Origin of the sequence: Klebsiella oxytoca NBRC 105695, assembly GCF_001598695.1 — a bacterium.
GTDB lineage: Bacteria > Pseudomonadota > Gammaproteobacteria > Enterobacterales > Enterobacteriaceae > Klebsiella > Klebsiella oxytoca.
Genome location: NZ_BCZK01000002.1, coordinates 174,585 through 198,304 on the forward strand (window position 1 = coordinate 174,585; position 23,720 = coordinate 198,304).

The following is a 23,720-nucleotide window of genomic DNA, read 5'->3' on the forward strand; positions in this document are numbered from 1 at the left end:
TTACGCCCTTGCTGCCTTTAAGCAAGCCGAATTATTACGGGGATAAGACTGCTCTCAGGCGCGATAAGTCCGTGTCACAATTCGAAATCCGCGTTCATCCGGCGGTCATTTTTTTCATAAATCTGTCATAAATCTGACGCATAATGGCCGCGCACTTCTATACTGATGGCTAAAAAATACAGGGTAAATAATGGCGAGAAGAATTCTGGTCGTTGAAGATGAAGCTCCAATCCGCGAGATGGTTTGCTTTGTTCTGGAGCAAAACGGCTTTCAGCCCGTCGAGGCGGAAGATTTTGACAGCGCGGTTAATCAGCTCAATGAACCCTGGCCGGATTTGATCCTCCTCGACTGGATGCTGCCGGGTGGGTCGGGTCTGCAGTTTATTAAACAGCTCAAGCGTGAAGCGATGACCCGCGATATTCCCGTGGTGATGCTCACCGCCCGCGGCGAAGAGGAAGATCGCGTCCGCGGTCTGGAGACCGGCGCCGATGACTACATCACTAAGCCGTTTTCCCCGAAAGAGCTGGTGGCGCGAATTAAAGCCGTGATGCGGCGCATTTCGCCGATGGCGGTGGAAGAGGTGATTGAAATGCAGGGGCTGAGCCTCGACCCCTCTTCGCATCGGGTCATGACCGGTGAAAATCCGCTGGATATGGGGCCGACGGAGTTTAAATTATTACACTTCTTTATGACCCACCCGGAACGGGTTTATAGCCGCGAACAGCTGCTGAATCACGTCTGGGGAACCAACGTTTATGTCGAAGACAGAACGGTAGACGTGCATATTCGCCGTCTGCGCAAAGCGCTGGAACATAGCGGCCATGACCGGATGGTACAAACGGTTCGCGGTACGGGATATCGTTTCTCCGCCCGATTCTGAATGTTGACAGGAGTGTGAACCGTGCTGGAACGGCTGTCATGGAAAAGGCTGGCGCTTGAGCTTTTCTTGTGTTGTATCCCGGCCCTGATCCTCGGGGCGTTTTTAGGTCATCTGCCGTGGTTTTTATTGGCGGCAGTGACCGGTCTTCTTATCTGGCATTTCTGGAATCTGATGCGCCTGTCATGGTGGCTGTGGGTTGACCGCAGCATGACGCCTCCGCCGGGTAGCGGCAGCTGGGAGCCGCTGCTGTACGGACTGCATCAAATGCAGATGCGTAATAAAAAGCGTCGCCGTGAGCTGGGCAACCTGATTAAGCGCTTTCGCAGCGGGGCGGAGTCTCTGCCGGATGCGGTAGTGCTGACCACCGAAGAAGGCGCGATGTTCTGGTGTAACGGCCTGGCGCAGCAGATCCTGAATCTGCGCTGGCCTGACGATAACGGGCAGAACATCCTTAACCTCTTGCGCTATCCTGAATTTGCCAATTACCTGAAATACAGGGATTTTTCTAAACCGCTCAACCTGGTACTGAATAACGGTCGCCATCTGGAGATTCGCGTGATGCCCTACAGCGATAAACAGCTGCTGATGGTTGCGCGCGATGTTACGCAGATGCACCAGCTGGAAGGGGCGCGGAGAAACTTTTTCGCTAACGTCAGCCATGAGCTGCGTACGCCGCTGACGGTGCTGCAGGGGTATCTGGAGATGATGCAGGAGCAGGTGCTGGAAGGGGGGACGCGCGAAAAAGCGTTGCACACCATGCGCGAGCAAACTCAGCGAATGGAAGGCCTGGTGAAACAATTGCTGACGCTGTCGCGAATCGAAGCCGCGCCGGTCCTGGCGATGAACGATAAAATCGATGTGCCGATGATGCTGCGGGTCGTTGAGCGCGAAGCGCAAACGCTAAGCCAGCAGAAGCATGCGCTGCATTTTTCGGTTGATGAATCGCTGAAAGTGCTGGGTAATGAAGAACAGTTGCGCAGCGCGATTTCCAACCTGGTGTATAACGCGGTCAATCATACGCCGCCGGGAACGGATATTACCGTGAGCTGGCAGCGAGCGCCGCACGGGGCATTGTTCAGCGTCGAAGATAACGGGCCGGGCATCGCGCCGGAACATATTCCGCGCCTGACCGAGCGTTTCTATCGGGTGGATAAAGCGCGCTCGAGACAGACCGGCGGCAGCGGTCTGGGGCTGGCGATTGTCAAACATGCGGTCAGCCATCACGATAGCCGCCTCGAAATTGAGAGTACGCTGGGTAAAGGCACCCGCTTTAGCTTCCTGCTACCGGAACGTTTAATTGCCAAAAATTGAACGCCTGCATGTGGGTGTCAGCATAACTTGCCAATGACCAGCTTCGGCTGGTCATTTTCGTTTGCAGTAAAATCGAAGTTGAGTAATTAACGAACGTTAGCTGCTTTTTTGTTCGCATGATAAGCCAGATGTTTTCCATCCATCAGGTAAATAATTCTACGCATTAAAATAGAGTCAGCATAATCATCTGCTTTTGCGATCCCTCCTTGCTTTAAAACGTTATAAGCGTTTAAATTGCCCCCCTACGGTCGCAGACAGACTGTTTTTGCGTGGTAATTCAAAAAACAATTCTTTTCCACGCCGCTTTGGGAGCATATCCCGCTGAGTTTACTGACAATGGCCGCTGTATCATCCCCAGGGGAAAGGCGCGGTATTTATCCGTTTTTACAACACCACATCCACAGGCTGTAATGAATTTATGACCCATCAGTTAAAATCTCGCGACATCATTGCGTTGGGCTTTATGACCTTCGCGCTGTTCGTCGGCGCAGGCAATATTATCTTTCCTCCGATGGTTGGCTTACAGGCCGGCGAACACGTCTGGACCGCGGCTATTGGCTTTCTGATTACCGCCGTGGGTCTGCCGGTGCTAACGGTTGTGGCGCTGGCGAAAGTCGGCGGCGGCGTAGAGAGCCTGAGCACGCCGATTGGTAAAGTTGCCGGTATCCTGCTGGCGGTGGTCTGCTACCTTGCCGTTGGGCCGCTGTTTGCGACTCCGCGTACCGCCACCGTCTCTTTTGAAGTGGGGATTGCTCCGCTGACCGGCGACGGCCCGCTGCCGCTGCTGATTTACAGCGTTATCTATTTTGCCCTGGTGATCCTCGTTTCGCTCTATCCGGGCAAGCTGCTGGACACCGTCGGGAATTTCCTCGCGCCGTTGAAAATCATCGCTCTGATTATTCTCGCCGTTGCGGCGATCGTCTGGCCAGCCGGTCCGCTGAGCCACGCGATGGAAGCCTACCGTACCGCGCCATTCTCCAACGGCTTCGTCAACGGCTATCTGACCATGGACACCCTTGGGGCGATGGTCTTTGGGATCGTGATTGTCAACGCGGCGCGTTCTCGCGGCGTGACCGAAGCCCGCCTGCTGACCCGTTACACCGTCTGGGCTGGCCTGATGGCCGGCGTGGGCCTGACGTTGCTGTATCTGGCGTTGTTCCGTTTAGGTTCCGATAGCGGCACGCTGGTGGAGCAGTCCGCTAACGGCGCGGCGATTCTGCACGCTTATGTCCAGCACACCTTCGGCGGCGCGGGGAGCTTCCTGCTGGCAGCGCTGATCTTCATCGCTTGCCTGGTGACGGCGGTAGGCCTGACCTGCGCCTGTGCGGAGTTTTTTGCCCAGTATCTGCCGTTCTCCTATCGTACGCTGGTCTTTATCCTTGGCCTGTTTTCGATGGCGGTTTCCAACCTTGGCCTGAGCCACCTGATTCAGATTTCGATTCCGGTGCTGACGGCTATCTATCCGCCGTGTATCGCACTCGTGGTATTAAGCTTTACCCGTAGTTGGTGGCATAATTCGTCCCGCGTTATTGCCCCGGCAATGTTTATCAGCCTGATGTTTGGTATCATTGACGGCATTAAAGCGTCGGCGTTTGCAGAGATTTTGCCATCCTGGACCGCGCGCCTGCCGCTGGCGGAGCAAGGGCTGGCGTGGCTGATGCCAACCGCCGTGATGGTGATTCTGGCCGTTATCTGGGATCGCGCAGCAGGGCGTCAGGTGGCCTCCAGCGCGCACTAACCGACGCTTTACATAGGTGTTTAACCACGGGACTTCAGGTCCCGTGGTTTTTTGTTTTTTTGGTCATCCTCCCCGGTGCTTTGCCCCCGCGAAGGCCAGAGGAGAAAAACGGCATGGAACATGATGGAAAGTAGTAACAAGCTTAAGCGCGGGCTAAGTACCCGGCATATTCGTTTTATGGCGCTGGGGTCGGCAATCGGTACCGGCCTTTTCTATGGTTCGGCTGACGCGATTAAAATGGCGGGGCCGAGCGTTCTGTTGGCTTATATTATCGGCGGCGTCGCGGCCTACATTATTATGCGCGCGCTGGGCGAAATGTCGGTACACAACCCGGCCGCCAGTTCGTTCTCGCGCTATGCCCAGGATTACCTTGGCCCGCTGGCGGGCTATATCACCGGCTGGACCTACTGTTTTGAAATCCTGATTGTCGCCATAGCCGACGTCACGGCCTTCGGCATCTATATGGGGGTCTGGTTCCCGGCGGTGCCGCACTGGATCTGGGTACTCAGCGTGGTGCTGATTATCTGCGCCGTCAACCTGATGAGCGTCAAGGTCTTCGGCGAGCTGGAGTTTTGGTTCTCCTTCTTCAAAGTCGCCACTATTATCATCATGATCCTCGCCGGTTTCGGCATCATTATCTGGGGGATCGGCAACGGCGGGCAGCCGACGGGTATCCACAACCTGTGGAGCAACGGCGGCTTCTTCAGCAACGGCTGGCTGGGGATGGTGATGTCGCTGCAGATGGTGATGTTCGCCTACGGTGGGATTGAAATCATCGGCATCACCGCCGGTGAAGCGAAAGATCCGGAGAAATCCATTCCGCGCGCCATTAACTCGGTGCCGATGCGTATCCTCGTGTTTTACGTCGGTACGCTATTCGTGATTATGTCTATCTATCCGTGGAACCAGGTCGGAACCAACGGCAGTCCTTTCGTTCTGACCTTCCAGCATCTGGGTATTACCTTTGCCGCCAGCATCCTGAACTTTGTGGTGCTGACCGCTTCGCTGTCGGCGATTAATTCCGATGTCTTTGGCGTGGGGCGTATGCTGCACGGTATGGCGGAGCAGGGCAGCGCGCCGAAGATGTTTACCAAAACGTCCCGTCGCGGGGTGCCGTGGGTAACCGTGATGGTAATGACTATCGCGCTGCTGTTCGCCGTTTACCTTAACTACATTATGCCGGAGAACGTCTTTCTGGTGATCGCCTCTCTGGCGACATTCGCCACCGTCTGGGTGTGGATTATGATCCTGCTGTCGCAGATCGCCTTCCGTCGCCGTCTGCCGCCGGAAGAGGCGAAGGCGCTGAAGTTTAAGGTGCCAGGTGGAGTAACGACCACGGTGATTGGCCTGCTATTCCTGGTCTTTATTATCGGTCTGATTGGCTACCATCCTGACACCCGCATCTCGCTGTACGTGGGCTTTGCGTGGATTATTCTGTTACTGATTGGCTGGCAGTTTAAAACTCGCCGCGAGCGTAAGCTGGCGAAAGCCTAGTCCTTTTTGTTCTCTACTTGCCGGATACGCACGGGCTATCCGGCAAGCCGTTCCTCCACCCCCGCCATCCTCCCCCAATAATTCTGCCGACGATGAGTCATACGCCAGTACGCTATGGCAAGGTGTGCCCATTCTGCAAAGAGAGGAATAATGATGTTGAAGGCATGGCACCTCCCGGTTGCTCCGTTTATTAAGGAGCAGCCGGAACGACTGATTATCACGCTATGGTTAAGCGGCGAGGATCTGCCGCCGCGGGTCACGCTACGCGCGGAAGAAGATAACGAGGAGCTGTCGCTGCCGATGCGCCGCCTGCGGCAGGAACCGCATCCGGGCGTGGTGGCGTGGCGCGGGGAAATCAGCCTCGTCAACGGGCTACCGCGTCGCCGCTACAGCTTCAAGCTGCTGTGGGCCGACCGCCAGCTGTGGTTCACTCCGCAGGGGTTCAATCGCTTTCCGCCGGCGCGGCTGGAGCAGTTTGCGGTTGATATGCCGGACAGCGGGCCGCAGTGGGTGGCCGATCAGGTGTTTTACCAAATCTTCCCTGACCGCTTCGCCCGCAGCCAGTCACGCGACGCCGGGCAGGATAACGTTTATTACCACCATGCCGCCGGTCACGATATTGTGCGCAAGGCGTGGGATGAGCCGCTAACCGGCGAGGCGGGCGGCTCTACCTTCTACGGCGGCGATCTCGATGGGATCAGCGAAAAACTGCCGTACCTGAAGCAGCTTGGCGTCACGGCGCTTTATCTGAACCCGGTATTTGTCGCTCCCAGCGTACATAAATACGATACCGAGGATTACCGTCGCGTTGACCCGCAGTTTGGCGGCGATGCGGCGCTGCTGCGCCTGCGTCACAACACGCAAAAAGAGGGGATGCGCCTGATCCTTGACGGCGTGTTCAACCACAGCGGCGATTCGCATGCCTGGTTCGACCGCCATCAGCGCGGTAGCGGCGGCGCCTGCCACAACGCCGATTCGCCGTGGCGCGACTGGTATAATTTTTCTCCCGAGGGCATTGCCCACGATTGGCTGGGATACGCCAGTCTGCCTAAGCTCGACTACCGGTCGGCGACGCTGATCGATGAGATCTATGGTGGAGAAGATAGCGTGGTGCGCCACTGGCTGAAAGCGCCGTGGAGCATGGACGGCTGGCGGCTGGATGTCGTGCATATGCTCGGTGAAGACGGCGGGGCGCGTAATAACCTGCGCCATATCGCCGGCATTACCCAGGCAGCGAAGCAGGAGCGGCCGGAAGCCTTCGTGTTCGGGGAGCATTTCGGCGACGCGCGCCAGTGGCTACAGGCCGACGTAGAAGACTCGGCGATGAACTACCGCGGCTTTACCTTCCCGCTATGGGGCTTTCTCGCCAATACCGATATCTCCTACGACCCGCAGAAAATCGATGCGCAAACCTGCATGGCGTGGATGGACAACTATCGTGCCGGACTGTCGCATCAGCAGCAGCTGCGGATGTTCAACCAGCTTGATAGCCACGATACCGCGCGCTTTAAGTCTCTGTTGGGTAAAGATGTTGCGCGTCTGCCGTTGGCGGTGGTGTGGCTGTTCAGCTGGCCTGGGGTACCGTGCATCTACTACGGCGATGAAGTGGGCGTGGATGGCAATAACGATCCGTTCTGCCGTAAACCCTTCCCGTGGGATCCGGCTTTGCAGGATGGCGAACTGCTCGACCTGTACAAGCGCATGAGCAAACTGCGTAAGGCTAATCAGGCGCTACGCTACGGCGGCTGTCAGGTGATCTATGCCGAAGAGAACGTGGTGGTGTTCGTGCGAGTCTATAAGCAACAGCGCGTGCTGGTGGCGATTAACCGCGGCGAAGCCTGCGAGGTGGTGGTGGAGGATTCGCCGCTGCTCGACGTCAACGGCTGGCAGTTGAAAGAGGGCGCCGGTGATCTGCACGAGAGCGTGCTGACGCTGCCAGCGATCTCCGCCAGCGTGTGGTTTAGCCGTTAGTCATAGAGCTGGCTCAGGCTCTCGCTCTGCAAAATGGCCTCGCGCCACCAGCGCTGGGCCAGTCCGTCATTACCGCTGCGCCAGGCCATATAGGTGATATCTTTCTCGCGGCACGAGATGACGGCCTTTTCGACCAGCTCGCCGCTTTCCAGCCACCGCCGGGCAATATGGCGCGGTAAAAAGCCGCAGCCCAGCCCGGCGCGCAAGAGTTCAACTTTACTGGCGAAATCATCCACGCGGATTTGCGGCTGTTCGTCGAGCAGGTTGCTGTTGAGCGGATGACAGTAGCGGGCGCTGTCGCTGATCACGACCGCGCGGTGCAGGCTGAGCTGCTTGTTGGTCAGCGGTTGGGTCGTTTGCGCCAGCGGGTGCCCCGGCGCGATGACGAAAATATTGTCCATGGCGCCGAGCATTTTCCACGACCACTCGGCGGAGGTTGGCGGTTCATTGATCGCCCCAAGAATAATATCCGCGCCGTTGTGGGTGAGCTCTTCCCACGAGCCCGCGAGGGTATGGTGGGTAAAGTTAAGCCGGGTTTGCGGGTGCTGGGCGTAGAAAGCATCGATCAGCGGCAGCAGCGCGCTAAACGGGAAAGAGTCATCCAGCGCGATAGCCAGATCCCGCTCCCAACCGGCGCTGAGCTGCACTGCCTGCTTTTCCAGATCCTTAGCGGCATTCAGCAGCAATCGACCCTTCTCCAGCATCATTCTGCCCGTATCGGTAAATTTAGCCCGGTGGCCGGAGCGATCCAGCAGAGTGATATTCAGATCGTTTTCCAGCTTTTGGATCATGTAGCTCAGCGCAGCTGGGGTCTTAAATAGCGATTCGGCGGCGGTGGCAAAAGAGCCATGTTTGTCCAGCGCGTCGAGAATTAACAGGACATCAAGATTCAGGCGCATGCGTCAGATTCCGGTAAAAATGAGTGCCTCCGTTTTACCGGAGCGCCCTGTTCAATTCCAGTGAATAATTTAGAACGGTTAACCGTAAAAATTTGATAAACATAATTTTGCTCGTTTTGTAATGGTTAATCTAATCGCCATAACTTTTCGCTTTGGAAATAAATTAGAAAAAAATCTTTAATAACTCGTTAGAAATTACTGACTATACTCACCATGCTTTATCAGTCAGGATCCAGACAGCTCAACGGCAACGGTAGTATCTTTTTAACTCATTGATTAACAGGATATGTTATGTCTATTCGTGAACTGATCGATCCCTCTAACTCGGCGCTTATTTTTATTGACCACCAGCCACAAATGGCTTTTGGTGTGGCAAATATTGACCGCCAGACCCTGAAAAATAATACGGTTGCTTTAGCCAAAGCAGGCAAAATTTTTAATGTCCCGGTAATTTATACTTCCGTCGAAACCAAAAGCTTCAGCGGCTATATCTGGCCGGAATTGCTGGCCGTACATCCTGATGTGAAACCCATTGAACGTACCTCGATGAACTCCTGGGAAGACGCGGCTTTTGTTGAAGCGGTAAAGGCGACCGGACGCAAGAAACTGATTATTTCTGCTCTGTGGACTGAAGTCTGCCTGACGTTCCCGGCGCTGATGGCGCTGGATGCGGGCTATGAAGTTTACGTGGTGACCGATACCTCCGGCGGCACCTCGGTTGATGCCCACGAACGCTCCATTGACCGTATGGTGCAGGCCGGTGCGGTGCCGGTGACCTGGCAGCAGGTGCTGCTTGAGTACCAGCGCGACTGGTCGCGTAAAGAGACCTATGACGCGGTGATGGATCTGGTGCGCGAGCATAGCGGCGCTTACGGCATGGGCGTGGATTACGCTTATACGATGGTGCATGGCGCGCCAGAGCGTAAAGCTTAAATACACTTCATCCTTCAAGCTGCCTCTTTGTTGGCTTCGTTTGCCCGCCCCGGTCACTGACTCATGTCAGCTCCCGGGGACGAACAACCTTGCCGCCTCGAGGCAGCATGAACGATTTTGTGCATTGTTGTTTATGGCTAATGGCGGGGATATCCCGCCATTCCCCTGAAGCAAGGAACTCTTAATGGCGCAGCAGAAATCGGTGACCCTGGTTATCAGTCATGTGCTCGACCCGGAGCATGGCCAACGGTATGAAGCGTGGCTGGGCAAAATTATGCCGATTGCGGCTGAATTTCCCGGTCATCTTGGCGCAAACGTGATTCGCCCGGCTCCCGGGCAGAATTTATGGAGCATTATCATTCGCTTCGACACCATTGAGCATCTTTACGCCTGGACCCAGTCGGAAACCCGGCGCGAACTGGTGGCGGAAATCGCACCGCTGCTGAGCGAAGGCGATCGTACCGAAGTCCGGACTGAACCGGCCTTCTGGTTTACGCCGCCTGCGGCGAATGTGCGCCAGCCGCGACGCTGGAAGCAATTTTTAATCACCCTGCTGGTGATTTTCCCCAGTACTAACCTGGTGCCGTCGATAACCGGAATGCTGTTGCCCTCGCTGAAGGGAAGCCTGCTGCTGCACCTCATCAATGATGCCTGTGTGGTCGCGCTGGTGGTCTGGTTCTGGATGCCCATCGTGACCCGTCTGTTTGCTGGCTGGTTAAAGAAAAACTGAGCCAGCCTCCTGAAGGAGAACGTTATGTCGCAAACTGCCACACTGATCCTGACTCACGGTCGGGTTCATACTCTCGATCGTCAAAATCCCCTGGCCGATGCGGTGGCGATCGCTGACGGTAAAATCCTCGCCGCCGGTAGTCACGATCGGATCATGAGTTTTGCCGCGGAAGGGACGCAAATTATCGATCTTAAAGGTCATACGGTGATCCCCGGTCTTAACGACTCCCACCTGCACCTGATCCGCGGCGGTCTGAACTACAACCTGGAGCTACGCTGGGAGGGGGTTCCCTCGCTGGCGGATGCGCTGCGGATGCTGAAAGATCAGGCCGATCGCACGCCGTCGCCGCAGTGGGTGCGGGTGGTCGGCGGCTGGAGCGAATTTCAGTTCGCCGAACGGCGGATGCCGACGCTCGAGGAGCTTAACGATGCGGCGCCGGATACCCCGGTATTTGTCCTGCACCTGTACGATCGCGCGCTGCTGAACCGCGCGGCGCTGAAGGCGGTGGGCTACACCAAAGAGACGCCGGATCCGGCGGGCGGCGAGATCGTTCGCGACGGCAACGGTAATCCTACCGGCATGTTGATTGCCAAACCCAACGCGATGATCCTCTACTCAACGCTGGCCAAAGGGCCGAAGCTACCGCTGGAACTGCAGGTCAACTCAACGCGCCAGTTTATGCGCGAGCTGAATCGTCTGGGGCTAACCAGCGCTATCGATGCCGGAGGCGGTTTCCAGAACTACCCGGAAGATTATGAAATTATTGAACAGCTGCACGCCAAAGAGCAGATGACCGTGCGGATCGCCTATAACCTGTTTACCCAGCGACCTAAGCAGGAGCTGGAAGATTTTGAGCGCTGGACCGATATGCTCAAGCCGGGACAGGGCACCGACTTTTACCGCGCCAACGGCGCCGGGGAGATGCTGGTTTTCTCGGCGGCGGATTTTGAAGATTTCCTGCAGCCGCGTCCGGACCTCCCGGAGGGAATGGAAGATGAGCTGGAGCGGGTGGTGCGCCACCTGGTAGAGCACCGCTGGCCGTTTCGCCTGCACGCCACCTACGATCAATCCATCAGCCGGATGCTCGACGTCTTCGAGAAGGTAAATCGCGAAATTCCGTTCAATGGTCTGCACTGGTTCTTCGATCATGCGGAAACCATCACCGAACGCAATATCGAACGCGTCAAAGCGCTGGGCGGCGGCATAGCGGTTCAGCACCGTATGGCTTTCCAGGGCGAATATTTTGTCGACCGCTACGGTAAAGATGCGGTCAAACATACGCCGCCGGTGGCGAAAATGCTCGAGCTGGACGTTCCGGTGGGACTGGGGACGGATGCTACCCGCGTGGCGAGCTACAATCCGTGGACCGCGCTCTACTGGCTGGTTTCCGGACGTACCGTCGGCGGAATGGCGATGTACGACGACAGCAACCGCCTGCCGCGCGACGTGGCGCTGGAGCTGTGGACGGCGGGAAGCGCGTGGTTCTCAAGCGAGCAGGGTAAGAAAGGGCGCATTGAACAAGGCCAGCTTGCCGATCTGGTGGTGCTGTCGAAAGACTATTTCAGCGTCGCGGAAGAGGAAATTAAGGGGATCGAGTCGGTACTGACGGTCGTTGACGGCAAGGTGGTGTACGCCGCCGGACACTTTTCGACGCTGGCGCCGCCGCCCATTCCGGTGCTGCCAGAGTGGTCACCGGTGGTGAAGGTGCCGGGTCATTACCGTTCCGCGCCGCCGACCGCCGCGAAAATCGGCGCGATAGTTCAGATGCACCAGTGCTGCGGCAGCTGCGGCGTACACGGGCATCAGCATGATATTGCGCGCCAGTCGGCGATTCCGGTTGCCGATGAGCAGGCGTTCTGGGGCGTACTCGGCTGCTCCTGCTTTGCGTTTTAGCACCAGCTCAACCCGCCCCGGTATTGTCCGGCGGCGGGTTCCCTTCCTGACGAAAGTGCTTGTCTTTCCGTTTTTTAATAGCGGTTCTGTGAACCAAAAAGCGCGATGCGCCGCGCAATCATTTCGCGTACCGGTTTCAGTCCCTGATTAATCACTTTGCGCGGGTCGTTCACGTCATGACCGGTATCGGCGGCAAACAGGGCTTTCACCTCCTGACACCAGGCGTACATATTTTCGGTATTGACGTTGATTTTGGCCGTACCGCAGGCGATGGCTTTACGCATGTCGTCATCGGCAATACCGGTACCGCCGTGCAGGACCAGCGGAACATTGACTCGCTCAGAAATGGCTTTCATCTCCGTAAAACCCAGTTTGGCTTTGCCTTTATACAGTCCATGGGTCGAACCCAGCGCCGCCGCCAGGCAGTCAACCTGAGTTTCTTTCACCAGGGTGTAGCACTCCTCAGGGTCGGCGTAGATGACCGCCGAATTGACGATGCCATCTTCGCTTCCGGCAATCGTCCCCAGCTCCGCCTCGACTGAGATGCCTTTGCTGTGCGCCAGCGTAACCAGATGGCGAGTGATGGCGAGGTTTTCGCTGAACGGCAGATGTGAGCCGTCAAACATAATGGAACTGAATCCGGCCTCGATAGCCGCCTCGCAGGCCTCGCGGGTGGTACCGTGGTCCAGATGCAAAGCCACCGGAATATCAATATGTAAATAATCCATGGCATTGACCACTATGTCATGAATACATTTTAATCCCAGCATATGTTTCACCGTACCGCCGGAAACGCCTAAAATAATGGGCGAGCGCAGTTGTTGTCCGGTACTTAATACAGCGCCGACCCACTCAAGATTATTAATATTGAATTGCCCTACGGCATAACCGTCCCGTAGGGCATGCTGAAGCATGTCCTTCATAGAAACTAACATAGTCACCTCGTGTTATTAATTAATAGCAATCATTCATCAAAATATTGCTTTAAGTTTCTTTCATAGCTATTTAAGGAATTGTGGACGACGGCAAGATCCGGCATCGATTCACGTACGCCTTTTTTCTCAATAGAAATAGCGGCGGTGAGGCTGGCGAATAAAATAATATTGTCAATGTGCCAGGAGTAGTGAACGCCGTAGGTAAAAGCGCCATGGAATACGTCTCCCGCGCCGGTGGTATCAACAGCATTGCACAGCCAGGAGGGAACTATTTGCAGCATCCCGCTCTTTAAAAATGCGCAGCCTTTTTCACCAAGGGTAATAAAGGCTTCGCCGCGGCAAATTTTATTAAGCTCAATGAGCGCCGCCTTAATTTCTGCTTCAGTACTCAGGGCTCGATATCCCATATAGTCCCGGGCAAAATGTTCACTGACCACAAAATAATCGGTCCAAGCCGCCAGTTTAATATTACTGGCGCGTAGTGAGCCGCCATCCATGACTACCCGGGCGTTTGGCAGTTTCTTAATTAAATACTCGCTGATCTCGGCTTCATGGCCATCCACTAATAGCGTTACGGGTTCTTCAGCGGCGATGAGCCGTTCGGCTAAATCATCGAGCTTGAGCTTCTGATCGTAGGTCAGCGACGGCGGCGTCTGCATTTTACGGGTGATGATCGTCCGCGAACCCGTCAGGCGATTGACCAGCACCGAAGCCAGGGGGGTGATCATTTCATCAGAAAAGACCACCTGACTGGTATCAACGCCCGCTTCGGCAAATTCAGCAATAATTCTCTGGCCGTAAAGATCCTGATTCAGATGGCCGATGTAATAGACATCCTCCCCCCATAGCCCCAACAGCCATGCCGCATTCGCTGCCGGCCCGCCGCCGCTTTCAATAAAATCGTGACAGAAATTTTTGGTATTCTCCTGCGGCCATTCATTTAAAAAGAAAAACTGATCAAAACATGAAAACCCGATGGACAAGATAGCCATAACCACTCCTGATTATTTTGTCAGCTGCGGGAAGAGAGGTTCCTTCCCGCAGGGAAAAATGAAACCGCTTATTCATTTTTCTTATCCGCAGTGAGCTCCTCATAGCTGAGCGTGTCACCGACCACGCGAACTGAACGAAAGCAGAATGGCACCAGCAGTGCGACGATCAGTGCCAGACAAATCAAATAGATAGTAATCTGGCCAAACTGGGTGAAAGCGTTGCCGATGATGATGCCCCAAACCGCGAAGTCGAAGTCGGCGAAGGTGCTATTTTCAAAGCCCAGATTACCCAGCGCCGGCAGCAGCATCGCCGGAAGGAAAGCAAGGAAGATACCGCCGATAAATGAGGCGATGATGCAGCCGCGTTTACCGCCCAGCTTATCGGCGAAAACACCGGAGGTGCCGCCGCAGAAGAAGTGCGGCACCATGCCCGGAATAATCAGCGCCATACCCAATCCGCCAAGAAAAAGCATGCCGACCAGTCCACCAATGAACGAGCTGATAAAGCCGACGACGACCGCGGTTGGGCTAAAGGTGAAGAATACCGCGCAGTCAACGGCGGGGATGGAGTTGGGGATCAGCTTCTGGCTAATTCCCTGGAACGCCGGTACCAGATCGCCGAGGATCAGCCGCACGCCGTTGTAGACGATAGCGACGCCAACCGCAAACTGCAGGCCGGTCAGGACAGAGAAGATCAGCATATTTTGATCCGTAATGGTGCTGAGATACTCGCTACCGGCGACGGCGCTGCATACAAAGTAGATGACGAACATGACGATCCCGGTGGTGACCGTGGTATCGCGCAGAAAGCCCCATTTCTCTGAGATTTCGGTATCGGCGAACGAGTTCGCCGGGTTGCCGGTTTTGGTGGCGATCCACGCTGAAATGTAGTAGCCCAGAGAACCAAAATGTCCCATCGCAATACCGCCATCTTCGGTGACCTGCTTGGTATAGCGTTGGCCAATGGCCGGAGATATCGCCGACCATGAGCCGAGCAGGAATCCGCCGATGAGCACCAGCATCCAGCCGCGGAATTCCGCCGCCTGTAGCACCGCTGAGAACAGACAGGCAAGGAAGAAAGAGTGATGGCCGGTAAGGAAGATATATTTATACTTAGTGCAGCGGGCAATAAGCAGGTTAAAAATAAAACCTAACAGTAGAATACTCATGGTTTCTACGCCCAGCACCTTCTGGGCGACGGAGACAATGGCCTCGTTGTTAGGAATAACGCCACGGATATTAAACCCGGCTTCGATAATCCCACCCAGCGGATTGAGGTTAGCAACGATAACCCCTGCGCCGGCGCTTAGCATTAAATAGCCCAGGATAGGCTTTAAGGTGCCGGTGAGTAATTTATTTCCGGGGGAGCGCAGCGCCACTAAACCGACAAATGCGATAATCCCCATCAGAAATGCGGGTTGACTAAATATTTCCGATAAGAAACTAAGAATAGCCTGCATGATCGTTCCCTCAATAATGATTAAGAGTGAGTCGCAGCAATTTTGGTGAGTGCTTCGGTAATATCCTCGGCGATTTTCGCTTTATGCACGTAGCTGCGAATAATGGCGACATTACAATGCGCAGGAAATTGGTTTGCCAGCTCTTTAATTGTGACGTAAAGGTCAGCTTTTTCTCCAACAGCGTTGGCAAAATCAACGGAGGCGACGTCGGCTTTAATACCCAATTCATCACAGATCTTTTTGACATTATTCGCAGCCATTAATGAACTGCCAATACCGTTACCACAAACTGTTCTGATAACTAACATAATGACTACTCCATTTGTTGTTGGATGAAATGTAATACTGAATCGATATCATTGGCCTGCTGAAGGAAGGTCACAATGTCAGACTCAATCAGCGAGGCTATTAGCTGAATCATTTTTATGTGGCTATCGGCATCCGCGCCGGCGATGGCGATGATGACGTTAACCGGATCAAACTCCTCATGGCCAAAGACGATTGGCTGCCTGCTGGTGACTAAAGAGAAGCCCGTGCGCAAGGCGCCTTTTTCTGGCCGGGCATGAGGCATCGCCAGGCCGTAGTCGATAACAATGGCGGGACCAAAATCCTGATAGACCTCGACCATTTCATTCACATATTCCGGATGACATATATTTTGTTGAGTCAGCAGCTTTCCGGCGAATTCGATACCCTGTACGGCGTTGGAAATATCCTGCTTAAGCGCAACCAGTTCAGCGTTAAAAATAATATCCATCATCCGATCCTTACTGGGTTCATATTCTTGAACTCGATCATGACCAAATATATCAATAAAAATTATGGGTTAGATCACAGATGGATTTTTAAATATTGAAGTCGATCACACTGACGGCAAAAGTGAATTACTTTATCGGTTCTGAGGTTTTTTATTATCTTGTTTAATATCAATCGGTTGTGTTTTTTCTTTTTGCCGGTAAGAAAATGGGAGCAGGAGCCAATGGTTAAATCGCTGAATTTAAAATGAAGAAATGTAATACTCATCACAAATATTGGGCGGTTTTTTTTACAAAGTTTGAACGAGATAGCAAAAAAAGCCCTGACGGAGGATCTTACTTATTCGTGACATCAATATTTGTATGCTGATGAGTAAAAAAGCTGTGGCGAGCGGGTAACTCCAGGCGGTAAAAACAAAAAAGGCCCGCATCTGCGAGCCTTTTGCTGAACGTTTGCCGATTACAGGCTGGAAACGTTCTCGGTCAGGTATTTAGCCACGCCTTCCGGAGAAGCGGCCATCCCTTCTTTTCCTTTTTCCCACTGCGCCGGGCAAACTTCGCCGTGCTCTTCGTGGAACTGCAGCGCGTCAACCATGCGCAGCATTTCGTCGATGTTACGGCCCAGCGGCAGGTCGTTAACGACCTGGTGGCGAACAACGCCGTTGGCATCGATCAGGAAGGAACCGCGCAGGGCAACGCCTTCGTCCGGGTGCTCGATACCGTACGCTTTCTGGATTTCGCGTTTGATGTCCGCAACCATCGCGTATTTCACCGGGCCGATGCCGCCCTGGTCCACTGGAGTGTTACGCCATGCGTTATGGACGAACTCGGAGTCAAAAGAAACGCCAACCACTTCGACGCCGCGTTTCTGGAATTCTTCGTAGCGTTTGTCAAAAGCGATCAGTTCGGACGGGCAAACGAAGGTGAAGTCCATCGGCCAGAAGAACAGAACGGTCGCTTTACCGCTGGTATGCTGTTTGAAGTTGAATTTCTCAACGATTTCGCCGTTACCTAAAACTGCCGCCGCGGTGAAGTCCGGAGCCTGACGAGTAACCAGAACCATATGATTCTCCTGTTAATACTAAGGTTAATTGGAACGCAACGCGGGCAAGTATAGGGAGAGGGGCGGGGGAACTCAACGCGACGCTGACAATCGCTGAGATAGTTTTTGCCTATCAATCGTTATTTAAAAACGCTTTTCAGAATAGCCTTTTCCGCCAAAAGCGCAATCATTTATAGTTCGCGTTTTTCCGCCTGCGTCATCATCTGCGGATAAAAGCGCCAGAACTGCCGCTCAAGGCGATCGTAGTGGGTATCCAGATCTTGCCAGGAGTCGCGCAGGGCATCGAGTCGCGGGCGGCGGCTGGCCATCCCGTTCAGCACGCGCTGAATAAAATCCATATCCCGGTAACGTTCAAGCCAGCGCTCCGACCACAGATATTCATTGAGATTGATAAAGCGCGGCGGGGAGGCTGGGAGGATCGGCGTGACCTGGGCGTGAGCGTAGCGGATAAACTCCGGCAGCGGCAGTTCCGGCGACAGCTGCGCCCAGTGGCGTGACAAAAAATGGTCCCACATCACATCCAGCGTAATGGGGGCAACCCGGCGCGTTTCGGCGCGGAACCACGCTTTGGCTTCGGTGACTTCCGGCAGGTTATCGGTCAGCACATCGATCCGGCGGTGCATAAAGATGCCCTCCACGACGTCAACCGGCCACTCATCAGCGGGGTTGCCGCGAACGAAATCGGCCAGCAAATTGCCGGAAAGGGAGCTATCGGCGAGATGAGCAAGATGCAGGTGCGCGAGAAAATTCATATAAACTTCATCCTTCAAACTGCCTCTTTGTTGGCTGCTGAGTTACTCGTCTCATCCATGAGACTGGCCCTTACGGGCCGCCGCTGCGCGGCGTTCAAATCTGTTCCTGGCAGATTTGTCACTCACTCAGTTGCTGTTTCGATGCATCTTGAATGATTTTGTGTATAGATTATGTTATTCATCCCGAGGGGTAAAGGTTGCAGGGATAACCTCCCGGCACTAGACTACCCGCCTCTTTATTAAGTCTGAGTTACCGTCATGCGCGTTGCCGATTTTTCCTTTGAATTACCTGAATCCCTGATTGCCCACTATCCGATGCCTGAGCGCAGCAGCTGCCGCTTGCTGTCATTAGACGGGCCGACAGGCGCGCTGACGCACGGTACTTTCACTGATTTACTCGATAAGCTCAACCCTGGCGATCTGCTGGTATTTAATAATACCCGCGTGATCCCAGCCCGTCTGTTTGGCCGTAAAGCCAGCGGCGGCAAGATTGAAGTGCTGGTTGAGCGGATGCTCGATGATAAGCGTATTCTGGCACATATTCGCGCTTCGAAAGCGCCGAAACCGGGCGCAGAACTGCTGCTCGGCGACGATGAAAGTATTAAAGCGACCATGGTTGCACGTCACGACGCGCTGTTTGAAGTTGAGTTCGATGACGCGCGCAGCGTGCTGAATATTCTCAACGCTATCGGCCATATGCCGCTGCCGCCGTATATCGATCGTCCTGACGAAGACGCCGACCGCGAGCTGTATCAGACCGTCTATAGCGAAAAACCGGGGGCCGTTGCCGCGCCAACCGCCGGCCTGCACTTTGATGAGCCGCTGCTGGCGAAGCTTCGTGAAAAAGGCGTGGAGATGGCCTTCGTCACGCTGCACGTTGGGGCCGGAACCTTCCAGCCGGTGCGCGTAGACAGCATTGAAGATCACATCATGCACTCTGAATATGCCGAAGTGCCGCAGGAGGTGGTCGATGCGGTGCTGGCGGCAAAAGCGCGCGGCAACCGGGTGATTGCCGTCGGGACGACGTCGGTGCGTTCGCTGGAAAGCGCGGCGCAGGCGGCAAAAAACGACCTGATTGAGCCTTTCTTCAACGATACGCAGATTTTCATCTACCCGGGCTATCAGTACAAAGTCATTGATGCGCTGGTGACCAACTTCCATCTGCCTGAATCGACGCTGATTATGCTGGTCTCTGCTTTTGCCGGCTATCAGCATACGATGAACGCCTATAAGGCTGCGGTAGAACAAAAATATCGCTTTTTTAGCTACGGGGACGCGATGTTTATCACGTACAATCCGCAGGCTATTTTTGAGCGTCCCTAAGAAGGCGATCTCACTCGCCATTTTGACGCCAGGCAGTAATCGCCATTCTCACGGACACGGCGTACGCTCCGGTGGCTGTGCGCTGAGCGATTGCAAACAGGCTGCGCCGGTGACGCCTTCAGGAATTTATTAGCTATGGAATCATTCCGTAGCGAATCGTTAAACGTCAGACTGTTTTTCTGACGCAGGAGTGATAATGAAATTTGAGTTAGATACTACCGATGGTCGCGCGCGTCGCGGCCGTCTTGTGTTTGAGCGCGGCGTCGTTGAAACGCCAGCCTTTATGCCGGTTGGCACCTACGGCACCGTAAAAGGGATGACGCCGGAGGAAGTCGAAGCGACAGGCGCGCAAATCATCCTCGGTAATACTTTCCATCTGTGGCTGCGTCCTGGTCAGGAGATCATGAAGCTGCACGGCGATCTGCACGACTTTATGCAGTGGAAAGGACCGATCCTCACCGACTCCGGCGGCTTCCAGGTCTTCAGCCTTGGCGATATTCGCAAAATCACCGAGCAGGGCGTGCACTTCCGTAACCCGATCAACGGCGATCCGATTTTCCTCGATCCGGAAAAATCAATGGAGATTCAGTACGATCTCGGCTCCGACATCGTGATGATCTTCGACGAATGTACGCCATATCCGGCGGACTGGGACTACGCTAAGCGCTCAATGGAAATGTCCCTGCGCTGGGCGAAGCGCAGCCGCGACCGTTTTGACGGCCTCGGCAACAAAAACGCGCTGTTTGGTATCATTCAGGGCAGCGTTTACGAAGATTTACGTGATATCTCTGTTAAAGGTCTGGTAGAGATAGGCTTTGATGGCTACGCTGTCGGCGGTTTGGCTGTCGGTGAGCCGAAGGCAGATATGCATCGTATTCTGGAGCACGTCTGCCCGCAAATCCCGGCCGACAAACCGCGATACCTGATGGGCGTCGGTAAGCCGGAAGATTTGGTCGAAGGGGTGCGCCGCGGGATCGATATGTTCGACTGCGTCATGCCGACGCGCAACGCGCGCAACGGCCACCTGTTCGTCACCGACGGCGTGGTGAAAATCCGCAACGCGAAGCATAAGAGCGATACTTCGCCGCTGGATGCGGAGTGCGATTGCTACACGTGTCGCAACTATTCACGCGCTTACTTGCATCATCTCGACCGTTGCAACGAAATATTGGGCGCGCGTCTCAATACCATTCATAACCTGCGATACTATCAGCGCTTAATGGCTGGTTTACGCAAGGCTATCGAAGAGGGTAAATTAGAGAGCTTCGTGACCGATTTTTACCAACGTCAGGGTCGAACCGTTCCACCTTTGAACGTTGACTAATTTTAATAATGAGGGAATTTCAATGAGCTTTTTTATTTCTGATGCGGTAGCAGCAACCGGTGGCGCGGCGCAGGGCAGCCCGATGTCTCTGATCCTGATGCTGGTGGTGTTTGGTCTGATTTTTTACTTCATGATCCTGCGTCCACAGCAGAAACGCACCAAAGAACATAAAAACCTGATGAACTCCATCGCTAAAGGCGATGAAGTGCTGACGAACGGTGGCCTGGTTGGGCGCGTCACTAAAGTTGCCGAAAGCGGATACATCGCTATCGCACTGAACGACACCACTGAAGTGGTTATCAAACGTGACTTCGTAGCTGCCGTTCTGCCGAAAGGCACCATGAAGGCGCTGTAATTACCCATTTTCCCTAAGGGAACTGCCGTGTTAAACCGTTATCCTTTGTGGAAGTACGTCATGCTGGTCGTCGTTATTGTCGTCGGCTTAGTGTATGCGCTTCCCAACCTGTATGGTGAGGATCCGGCCGTTCAAATCACTGGCGCGCGCGGCGTCGCCGCCAGTGAGCAAACGCTGATCCAGGTCCAGAAAACACTACAAGAAGAAAAAATTACCGCGAAGTCTGTGGCACTGGAAGAGGGCGCAATTCTTGCGCGCTTCGACACCACTGATATCCAGCTGCGCGCGCGCGAAGCGCTGATGGGCGTGCTGGGTGACAAATACGTCGTGGCGCTTAACCTTGCTCCGGCAACCCCGCGCTGGCTGGCGGCCCTGTATGCCGAGCCAATGAAGCTGGGTCTTGACCTGCGCGGCGGCGTGCACTTCCTGATGGAAGTCGACATGGATACCGCACTGAGCAAGCTGCAGGAACAAAACATCGACAGCCTGCGCAGCGAACTGCGTGATAAAGGCATTCCTTACGCGACCGTGCGTAAAGAAGACAACTACGGCCTGAGCATCGCCTTCCGCGATAGCGCCGCGCGCGACCAGGCTATCTCCTACCTTAGCCCTCGTCATCGCGATCTGGTTATTTCCGCTCAGGGCAGCACTGGCCTGAAAGCCGTGATGACCGACGACCGTCTGAAAGAAGCCCGCGAATACGCCGTACAGCAGAACATCAATATCCTGCGTAACCGTGTAAACCAGCTGGGCGTTGCCGAACCTCTGGTTCAGCGTCAGGGCGCCGACCGTATTGTGGTTGAACTGCCGGGTATCCAGGACACGGCGCGAGCCAAAGAGATTCTTGGCGCGACCGCGACGCTGGAGTTCCGTTTGGTTAACACTAACGTTGATAGCGCCGCAGCGGCTTCCGGTCGCGTTCCGGGCGACTCTGAAGTGAAATATACCCGCGAAGGCCAGCCGGTTGTGCTGTACAAGCGCGTGATCCTCACCGGTGACCACATCACCGACTCGACGTCGAGCATGGATGAGTACAACCAGGCGCAGGTTAACATCTCCCTCGATAGCGCTGGTGGCAACATCATGTCTAACTTCACCAAGGACAACATCGGTAAACCGATGGCGACCCTGTTCGTGGAGTACAAAGACAGCGGTAAGAAAGATGCCAACGGTCGTGCGATTCTGGCGAAAGAGGAAGAGGTGATTAACATCGCCAATATCCAGTCTCGTCTGGGTAACAGCTTCCGTATTACCGGCATCAGCAATGCGACCGAAGCGCGTCAGCTCTCTCTGCTGCTGCGTGCAGGTGCGCTGATTGCGCCGATTCAGATTGTTGAAGAACGGACTATCGGCCCAACCCTGGGGATGCAGAACATCAAACAGGGCCTGGAAGCCTGTCTGGCCGGTCTGGTGGTCTCTATCCTGTTCATGATCTTCTTCTACAAGAAGTTCGGCCTGATTGCGACCTCGGCGCTGATTGCCAACCTCGTGCTGATTGTCGGCATTATGTCCCTGATTCCGGGGGCGACGCTGACTATGCCGGGGATTGCGGGGATTGTGTTAACCCTTGCGGTAGCGGTCGATGCGAACGTTCTGATTAACGAACGTATTAAAGAAGAGCTGAGCAACGGGCGTTCCGTGCAGCAGGCGATTGACGAAGGTTATCGCGGCGCGTTTAGCTCCATCTTTGATGCCAACATTACGACGCTTATCAAAGTCATTATCCTGTACGCGGTCGGTACCGGTGCCATTAAAGGGTTTGCGATTACCACCGGTATCGGTATTGCGACCTCAATGTTTACCGCTATCGTCGGCACCCGTGCCATCGTGAACCTGCTGTACGGCGGCAAGCGCGTTAAAAAGCTGTCTATCTGAGGAGTGCGTTGTGGCACAGGAATATACTGTTGAACAATTGAACCACGGCCGTAAAGTCTGGGACTTTATGCGCTGGGACTACTGGGCCTTCGGCATTTCAGGTTTTTTGCTGATTCTGTCCATTATTATCATTGGCGTGCGCGGGTTTAACTGGGGTCTGGATTTCACCGGCGGTACGGTGATTGAGATCACCCTCGAAAAGCCTGTTGATATGGATCAGGTGCGCCAGTCGCTGCAGAAGGCGGGCTTCGAAGAGCCGCAGCTGCAAAACTTTGGCAGCAGCCGCGACATCATGGTGCGTATGCCGCCGGTACATGACGCCAACGGCAGCCAGGAGCTGGGCAGCAAGGTCGTTAACGTGATTAACGAATCGACCAGCCAGAATGCGACGGTCAAGCGTATTGAGTTTGTGGGGCCGAGCGTCGGCGCAGACCTGGCGCAGACCGGCGCGCTGGCGCTGATAGCCGCGCTGGTGTGTATCCTGATCTACGTAGGGTTCCGCTTTGAGTGGCGCCTGGCGGCAGGGGTTGTTATCGCGCTGGCGCACGACGTGGTGATCACCATGGGTGTGCTGTCGCTACTGCATATAGAGATCGACCTGACCATTGTGGCCTCGTTGATGTCGGTTATCGGCTACTCGCTGAACGACAGTATCGTGGTATCTGACCGTATTCGTGAAAACTTCCGCAAGATTCGCCGCGGTACGCCGTACGAAATCTTTAACGTGTCGTTGACGCAGACCCTGCACCGTACTTTGATCACCTCCGGGACGACCTTGATGGTTATCCTGATGCTGTATCTCTTCGGTGGCCCGATTCTGGAAGGCTTCTCGCTGACCATGCTGATCGGTGTCTCCATCGGTACGGCTTCTTCTATCTACGTTGCGTCCGCGCTGGCGCTCAAGCTGGGCATGAAGCGCGAGCACATGCTGCAGCAGAAAGTCGAGAAAGAAGGGGCGGATCAGCCGTCAATTCTGCCGTAAGGCAATCGTGCATTGATAAACGAATCCCGGTCGCAAGGCCGGGATTTTTTTTATT

At 54.7% G+C, this 23,720-nt stretch carries 21 protein-coding genes; 13 read left to right on the forward strand and 8 right to left on the reverse strand.

The window, feature by feature from the left end:
* The first annotated feature begins 190 nt into the window (after positions 1 to 190).
* The 5 genes from phoB to malZ all read left to right on the forward strand — a co-directional run bounded on the left by phoB (position 191) and on the right by malZ (position 7,394).
* A complete protein-coding gene (phoB, locus tag KO1_RS04455; protein WP_004099401.1) occupies positions 191 to 880 on the forward strand; it encodes a phosphate response regulator transcription factor PhoB in 690 nt (229 codons plus the stop codon).
* Positions 881 to 901: 21 nt separating this feature from the next.
* Complete coding sequence (phoR, locus tag KO1_RS04460; RefSeq protein WP_016808643.1) at positions 902 to 2,191, forward strand: phosphate regulon sensor histidine kinase PhoR; 1,290 nt, start codon at positions 902 to 904, stop codon at positions 2,189 to 2,191.
* A 418-nt stretch (positions 2,192 to 2,609) separates the two neighbouring features.
* On the forward strand, positions 2,610 to 3,929 hold the full coding sequence (gene brnQ, locus KO1_RS04465; protein WP_004099403.1) for a branched-chain amino acid transporter carrier protein BrnQ: 1,320 nt from the start codon (positions 2,610 to 2,612) through the stop codon (positions 3,927 to 3,929).
* Between the two features lie 123 nt (positions 3,930 to 4,052).
* Positions 4,053 to 5,423, forward strand: a complete 1,371-nt coding sequence (gene proY, locus KO1_RS04470) for a proline-specific permease ProY (RefSeq protein WP_023320421.1) — start codon at positions 4,053 to 4,055, stop codon at positions 5,421 to 5,423.
* A 153-nt stretch (positions 5,424 to 5,576) separates the two neighbouring features.
* Positions 5,577 to 7,394, forward strand: coding sequence for a maltodextrin glucosidase (gene malZ / locus KO1_RS04475; protein ID WP_064406844.1), 1,818 nt, complete (start codon positions 5,577 to 5,579; stop codon positions 7,392 to 7,394).
* Here malZ and KO1_RS04480 read toward each other — a convergent pair.
* On the reverse strand, positions 7,391 to 8,293 hold the full coding sequence (locus KO1_RS04480; protein WP_004099406.1) for a LysR family transcriptional regulator: 903 nt from the start codon (positions 8,291 to 8,293) through the stop codon (positions 7,391 to 7,393). The genes malZ and KO1_RS04480 overlap by 4 nt on opposite strands.
* Before the next feature lie 291 nt (positions 8,294 to 8,584).
* On the opposite strand from KO1_RS04480, the gene KO1_RS04485 reads away from it, so the two are divergent.
* From KO1_RS04485 to KO1_RS04495, 3 genes are all read left to right on the forward strand, one after another.
* The gene (locus tag KO1_RS04485) at positions 8,585 to 9,226 is read left to right on the forward strand and encodes a hydrolase (protein ID WP_004099407.1); all 642 of its coding nucleotides are present in this window, start codon (positions 8,585 to 8,587) and stop codon (positions 9,224 to 9,226) included.
* A gap of 184 nt (positions 9,227 to 9,410) precedes the next feature.
* Complete coding sequence (locus KO1_RS04490; protein WP_004099408.1) at positions 9,411 to 9,956, forward strand: antibiotic biosynthesis monooxygenase; 546 nt, start codon at positions 9,411 to 9,413, stop codon at positions 9,954 to 9,956.
* 24 nt (positions 9,957 to 9,980) lie between these two features.
* On the forward strand, positions 9,981 to 11,849 hold the full coding sequence (locus tag KO1_RS04495; protein WP_004099409.1) for an amidohydrolase: 1,869 nt from the start codon (positions 9,981 to 9,983) through the stop codon (positions 11,847 to 11,849).
* Between the two features lie 74 nt (positions 11,850 to 11,923).
* Here KO1_RS04495 and fba read toward each other — a convergent pair whose 3' ends face one another.
* The 7 genes from fba to acpH form a co-directional block, all read right to left on the reverse strand.
* Positions 11,924 to 12,784, reverse strand: a complete 861-nt coding sequence (gene fba, locus KO1_RS04500) for a class II fructose-1,6-bisphosphate aldolase (RefSeq protein ID WP_024273829.1) — start codon at positions 12,782 to 12,784, stop codon at positions 11,924 to 11,926.
* A gap of 29 nt (positions 12,785 to 12,813) precedes the next feature.
* Positions 12,814 to 13,776 (reverse strand): carbohydrate kinase family protein, encoded by a 963-nt coding sequence (locus KO1_RS04505; protein ID WP_004099413.1) that lies wholly within the window; start codon positions 13,774 to 13,776, stop codon positions 12,814 to 12,816.
* Positions 13,777 to 13,844: 68 nt separating this feature from the next.
* The gene (gene ulaA / locus KO1_RS04510) at positions 13,845 to 15,236 is read right to left on the reverse strand and encodes a PTS ascorbate transporter subunit IIC (RefSeq protein WP_004099414.1); all 1,392 of its coding nucleotides are present in this window, start codon (positions 15,234 to 15,236) and stop codon (positions 13,845 to 13,847) included.
* A gap of 20 nt (positions 15,237 to 15,256) precedes the next feature.
* A complete protein-coding gene (locus KO1_RS04515) occupies positions 15,257 to 15,544 on the reverse strand; it encodes a PTS sugar transporter subunit IIB (RefSeq protein WP_004099415.1) in 288 nt (95 codons plus the stop codon).
* 5 nt (positions 15,545 to 15,549) lie between these two features.
* The gene (locus tag KO1_RS04520) at positions 15,550 to 15,993 is read right to left on the reverse strand and encodes a PTS sugar transporter subunit IIA (RefSeq protein WP_004099417.1); all 444 of its coding nucleotides are present in this window, start codon (positions 15,991 to 15,993) and stop codon (positions 15,550 to 15,552) included.
* Between the two features lie 458 nt (positions 15,994 to 16,451).
* Complete coding sequence (locus KO1_RS04525; protein WP_004099418.1) at positions 16,452 to 17,054, reverse strand: peroxiredoxin; 603 nt, start codon at positions 17,052 to 17,054, stop codon at positions 16,452 to 16,454.
* A gap of 170 nt (positions 17,055 to 17,224) precedes the next feature.
* Positions 17,225 to 17,806, reverse strand: coding sequence for an ACP phosphodiesterase (gene acpH / locus KO1_RS04530; protein ID WP_004099419.1), 582 nt, complete (start codon positions 17,804 to 17,806; stop codon positions 17,225 to 17,227).
* Positions 17,807 to 18,064: 258 nt separating this feature from the next.
* On the opposite strand from acpH, the gene queA reads away from it, so the two are divergent.
* From queA to secF, 5 genes are all read left to right on the forward strand, one after another.
* On the forward strand, positions 18,065 to 19,129 hold the full coding sequence (queA, locus tag KO1_RS04535) for a tRNA preQ1(34) S-adenosylmethionine ribosyltransferase-isomerase QueA (RefSeq protein WP_004099420.1): 1,065 nt from the start codon (positions 18,065 to 18,067) through the stop codon (positions 19,127 to 19,129).
* Between the two features lie 196 nt (positions 19,130 to 19,325).
* Complete coding sequence (gene tgt, locus KO1_RS04540) at positions 19,326 to 20,453, forward strand: tRNA guanosine(34) transglycosylase Tgt (protein WP_004099421.1); 1,128 nt, start codon at positions 19,326 to 19,328, stop codon at positions 20,451 to 20,453.
* A 22-nt stretch (positions 20,454 to 20,475) separates the two neighbouring features.
* Positions 20,476 to 20,808: a preprotein translocase subunit YajC gene (yajC, locus tag KO1_RS04545; protein WP_004099423.1), complete on the forward strand. Its 333-nt coding sequence runs from the start codon at positions 20,476 to 20,478 to the stop codon at positions 20,806 to 20,808.
* A gap of 27 nt (positions 20,809 to 20,835) precedes the next feature.
* Positions 20,836 to 22,683, forward strand: a complete 1,848-nt coding sequence (gene secD / locus KO1_RS04550; RefSeq protein ID WP_071530320.1) for a protein translocase subunit SecD — start codon at positions 20,836 to 20,838, stop codon at positions 22,681 to 22,683.
* Between the two features lie 10 nt (positions 22,684 to 22,693).
* Entirely contained in the window at positions 22,694 to 23,665 is a 972-nt protein-coding gene (gene secF / locus KO1_RS04555; RefSeq protein WP_004099428.1) for a protein translocase subunit SecF, read from the forward strand.
* Positions 23,666 to 23,720 lie beyond the last annotated feature (55 nt).

What these genes read in the sequence shown, in the direction of transcription:
- yajC (WP_004099423.1), top strand. Translation starts at nt 20,476, where the DNA reads ATGAGCTTTTTTATTTCTGATGCGGTAGCAGCAACCGGTGGCGCGGCG.
- KO1_RS04505 (WP_004099413.1), bottom strand. Translation starts at nt 13,776, where the DNA reads ATGGCTATCTTGTCCATCGGGTTTTCATGTTTTGATCAGTTTTTCTTT.
- proY (WP_023320421.1), top strand. Translation starts at nt 4,053, where the DNA reads ATGGAAAGTAGTAACAAGCTTAAGCGCGGGCTAAGTACCCGGCATATT.
- tgt (WP_004099421.1), top strand. Translation starts at nt 19,326, where the DNA reads ATGAAATTTGAGTTAGATACTACCGATGGTCGCGCGCGTCGCGGCCGT.
- KO1_RS04495 (WP_004099409.1), top strand. Translation starts at nt 9,981, where the DNA reads ATGTCGCAAACTGCCACACTGATCCTGACTCACGGTCGGGTTCATACT.
- KO1_RS04490 (WP_004099408.1), top strand. Translation starts at nt 9,411, where the DNA reads ATGGCGCAGCAGAAATCGGTGACCCTGGTTATCAGTCATGTGCTCGAC.
- fba (WP_024273829.1), bottom strand. Translation starts at nt 12,784, where the DNA reads ATGTTAGTTTCTATGAAGGACATGCTTCAGCATGCCCTACGGGACGGT.
- acpH (WP_004099419.1), bottom strand. Translation starts at nt 17,806, where the DNA reads ATGAATTTTCTCGCGCACCTGCATCTTGCTCATCTCGCCGATAGCTCC.
- malZ (WP_064406844.1), top strand. Translation starts at nt 5,577, where the DNA reads ATGTTGAAGGCATGGCACCTCCCGGTTGCTCCGTTTATTAAGGAGCAG.
- KO1_RS04515 (WP_004099415.1), bottom strand. Translation starts at nt 15,544, where the DNA reads ATGTTAGTTATCAGAACAGTTTGTGGTAACGGTATTGGCAGTTCATTA.
- KO1_RS04525 (WP_004099418.1), bottom strand. Translation starts at nt 17,054, where the DNA reads ATGGTTCTGGTTACTCGTCAGGCTCCGGACTTCACCGCGGCGGCAGTT.
- brnQ (WP_004099403.1), top strand. Translation starts at nt 2,610, where the DNA reads ATGACCCATCAGTTAAAATCTCGCGACATCATTGCGTTGGGCTTTATG.
- ulaA (WP_004099414.1), bottom strand. Translation starts at nt 15,236, where the DNA reads ATGCAGGCTATTCTTAGTTTCTTATCGGAAATATTTAGTCAACCCGCA.
- KO1_RS04480 (WP_004099406.1), bottom strand. Translation starts at nt 8,293, where the DNA reads ATGCGCCTGAATCTTGATGTCCTGTTAATTCTCGACGCGCTGGACAAA.
- KO1_RS04520 (WP_004099417.1), bottom strand. Translation starts at nt 15,993, where the DNA reads ATGGATATTATTTTTAACGCTGAACTGGTTGCGCTTAAGCAGGATATT.
- phoB (WP_004099401.1), top strand. Translation starts at nt 191, where the DNA reads ATGGCGAGAAGAATTCTGGTCGTTGAAGATGAAGCTCCAATCCGCGAG.
- queA (WP_004099420.1), top strand. Translation starts at nt 18,065, where the DNA reads ATGCGCGTTGCCGATTTTTCCTTTGAATTACCTGAATCCCTGATTGCC.
- KO1_RS04485 (WP_004099407.1), top strand. Translation starts at nt 8,585, where the DNA reads ATGTCTATTCGTGAACTGATCGATCCCTCTAACTCGGCGCTTATTTTT.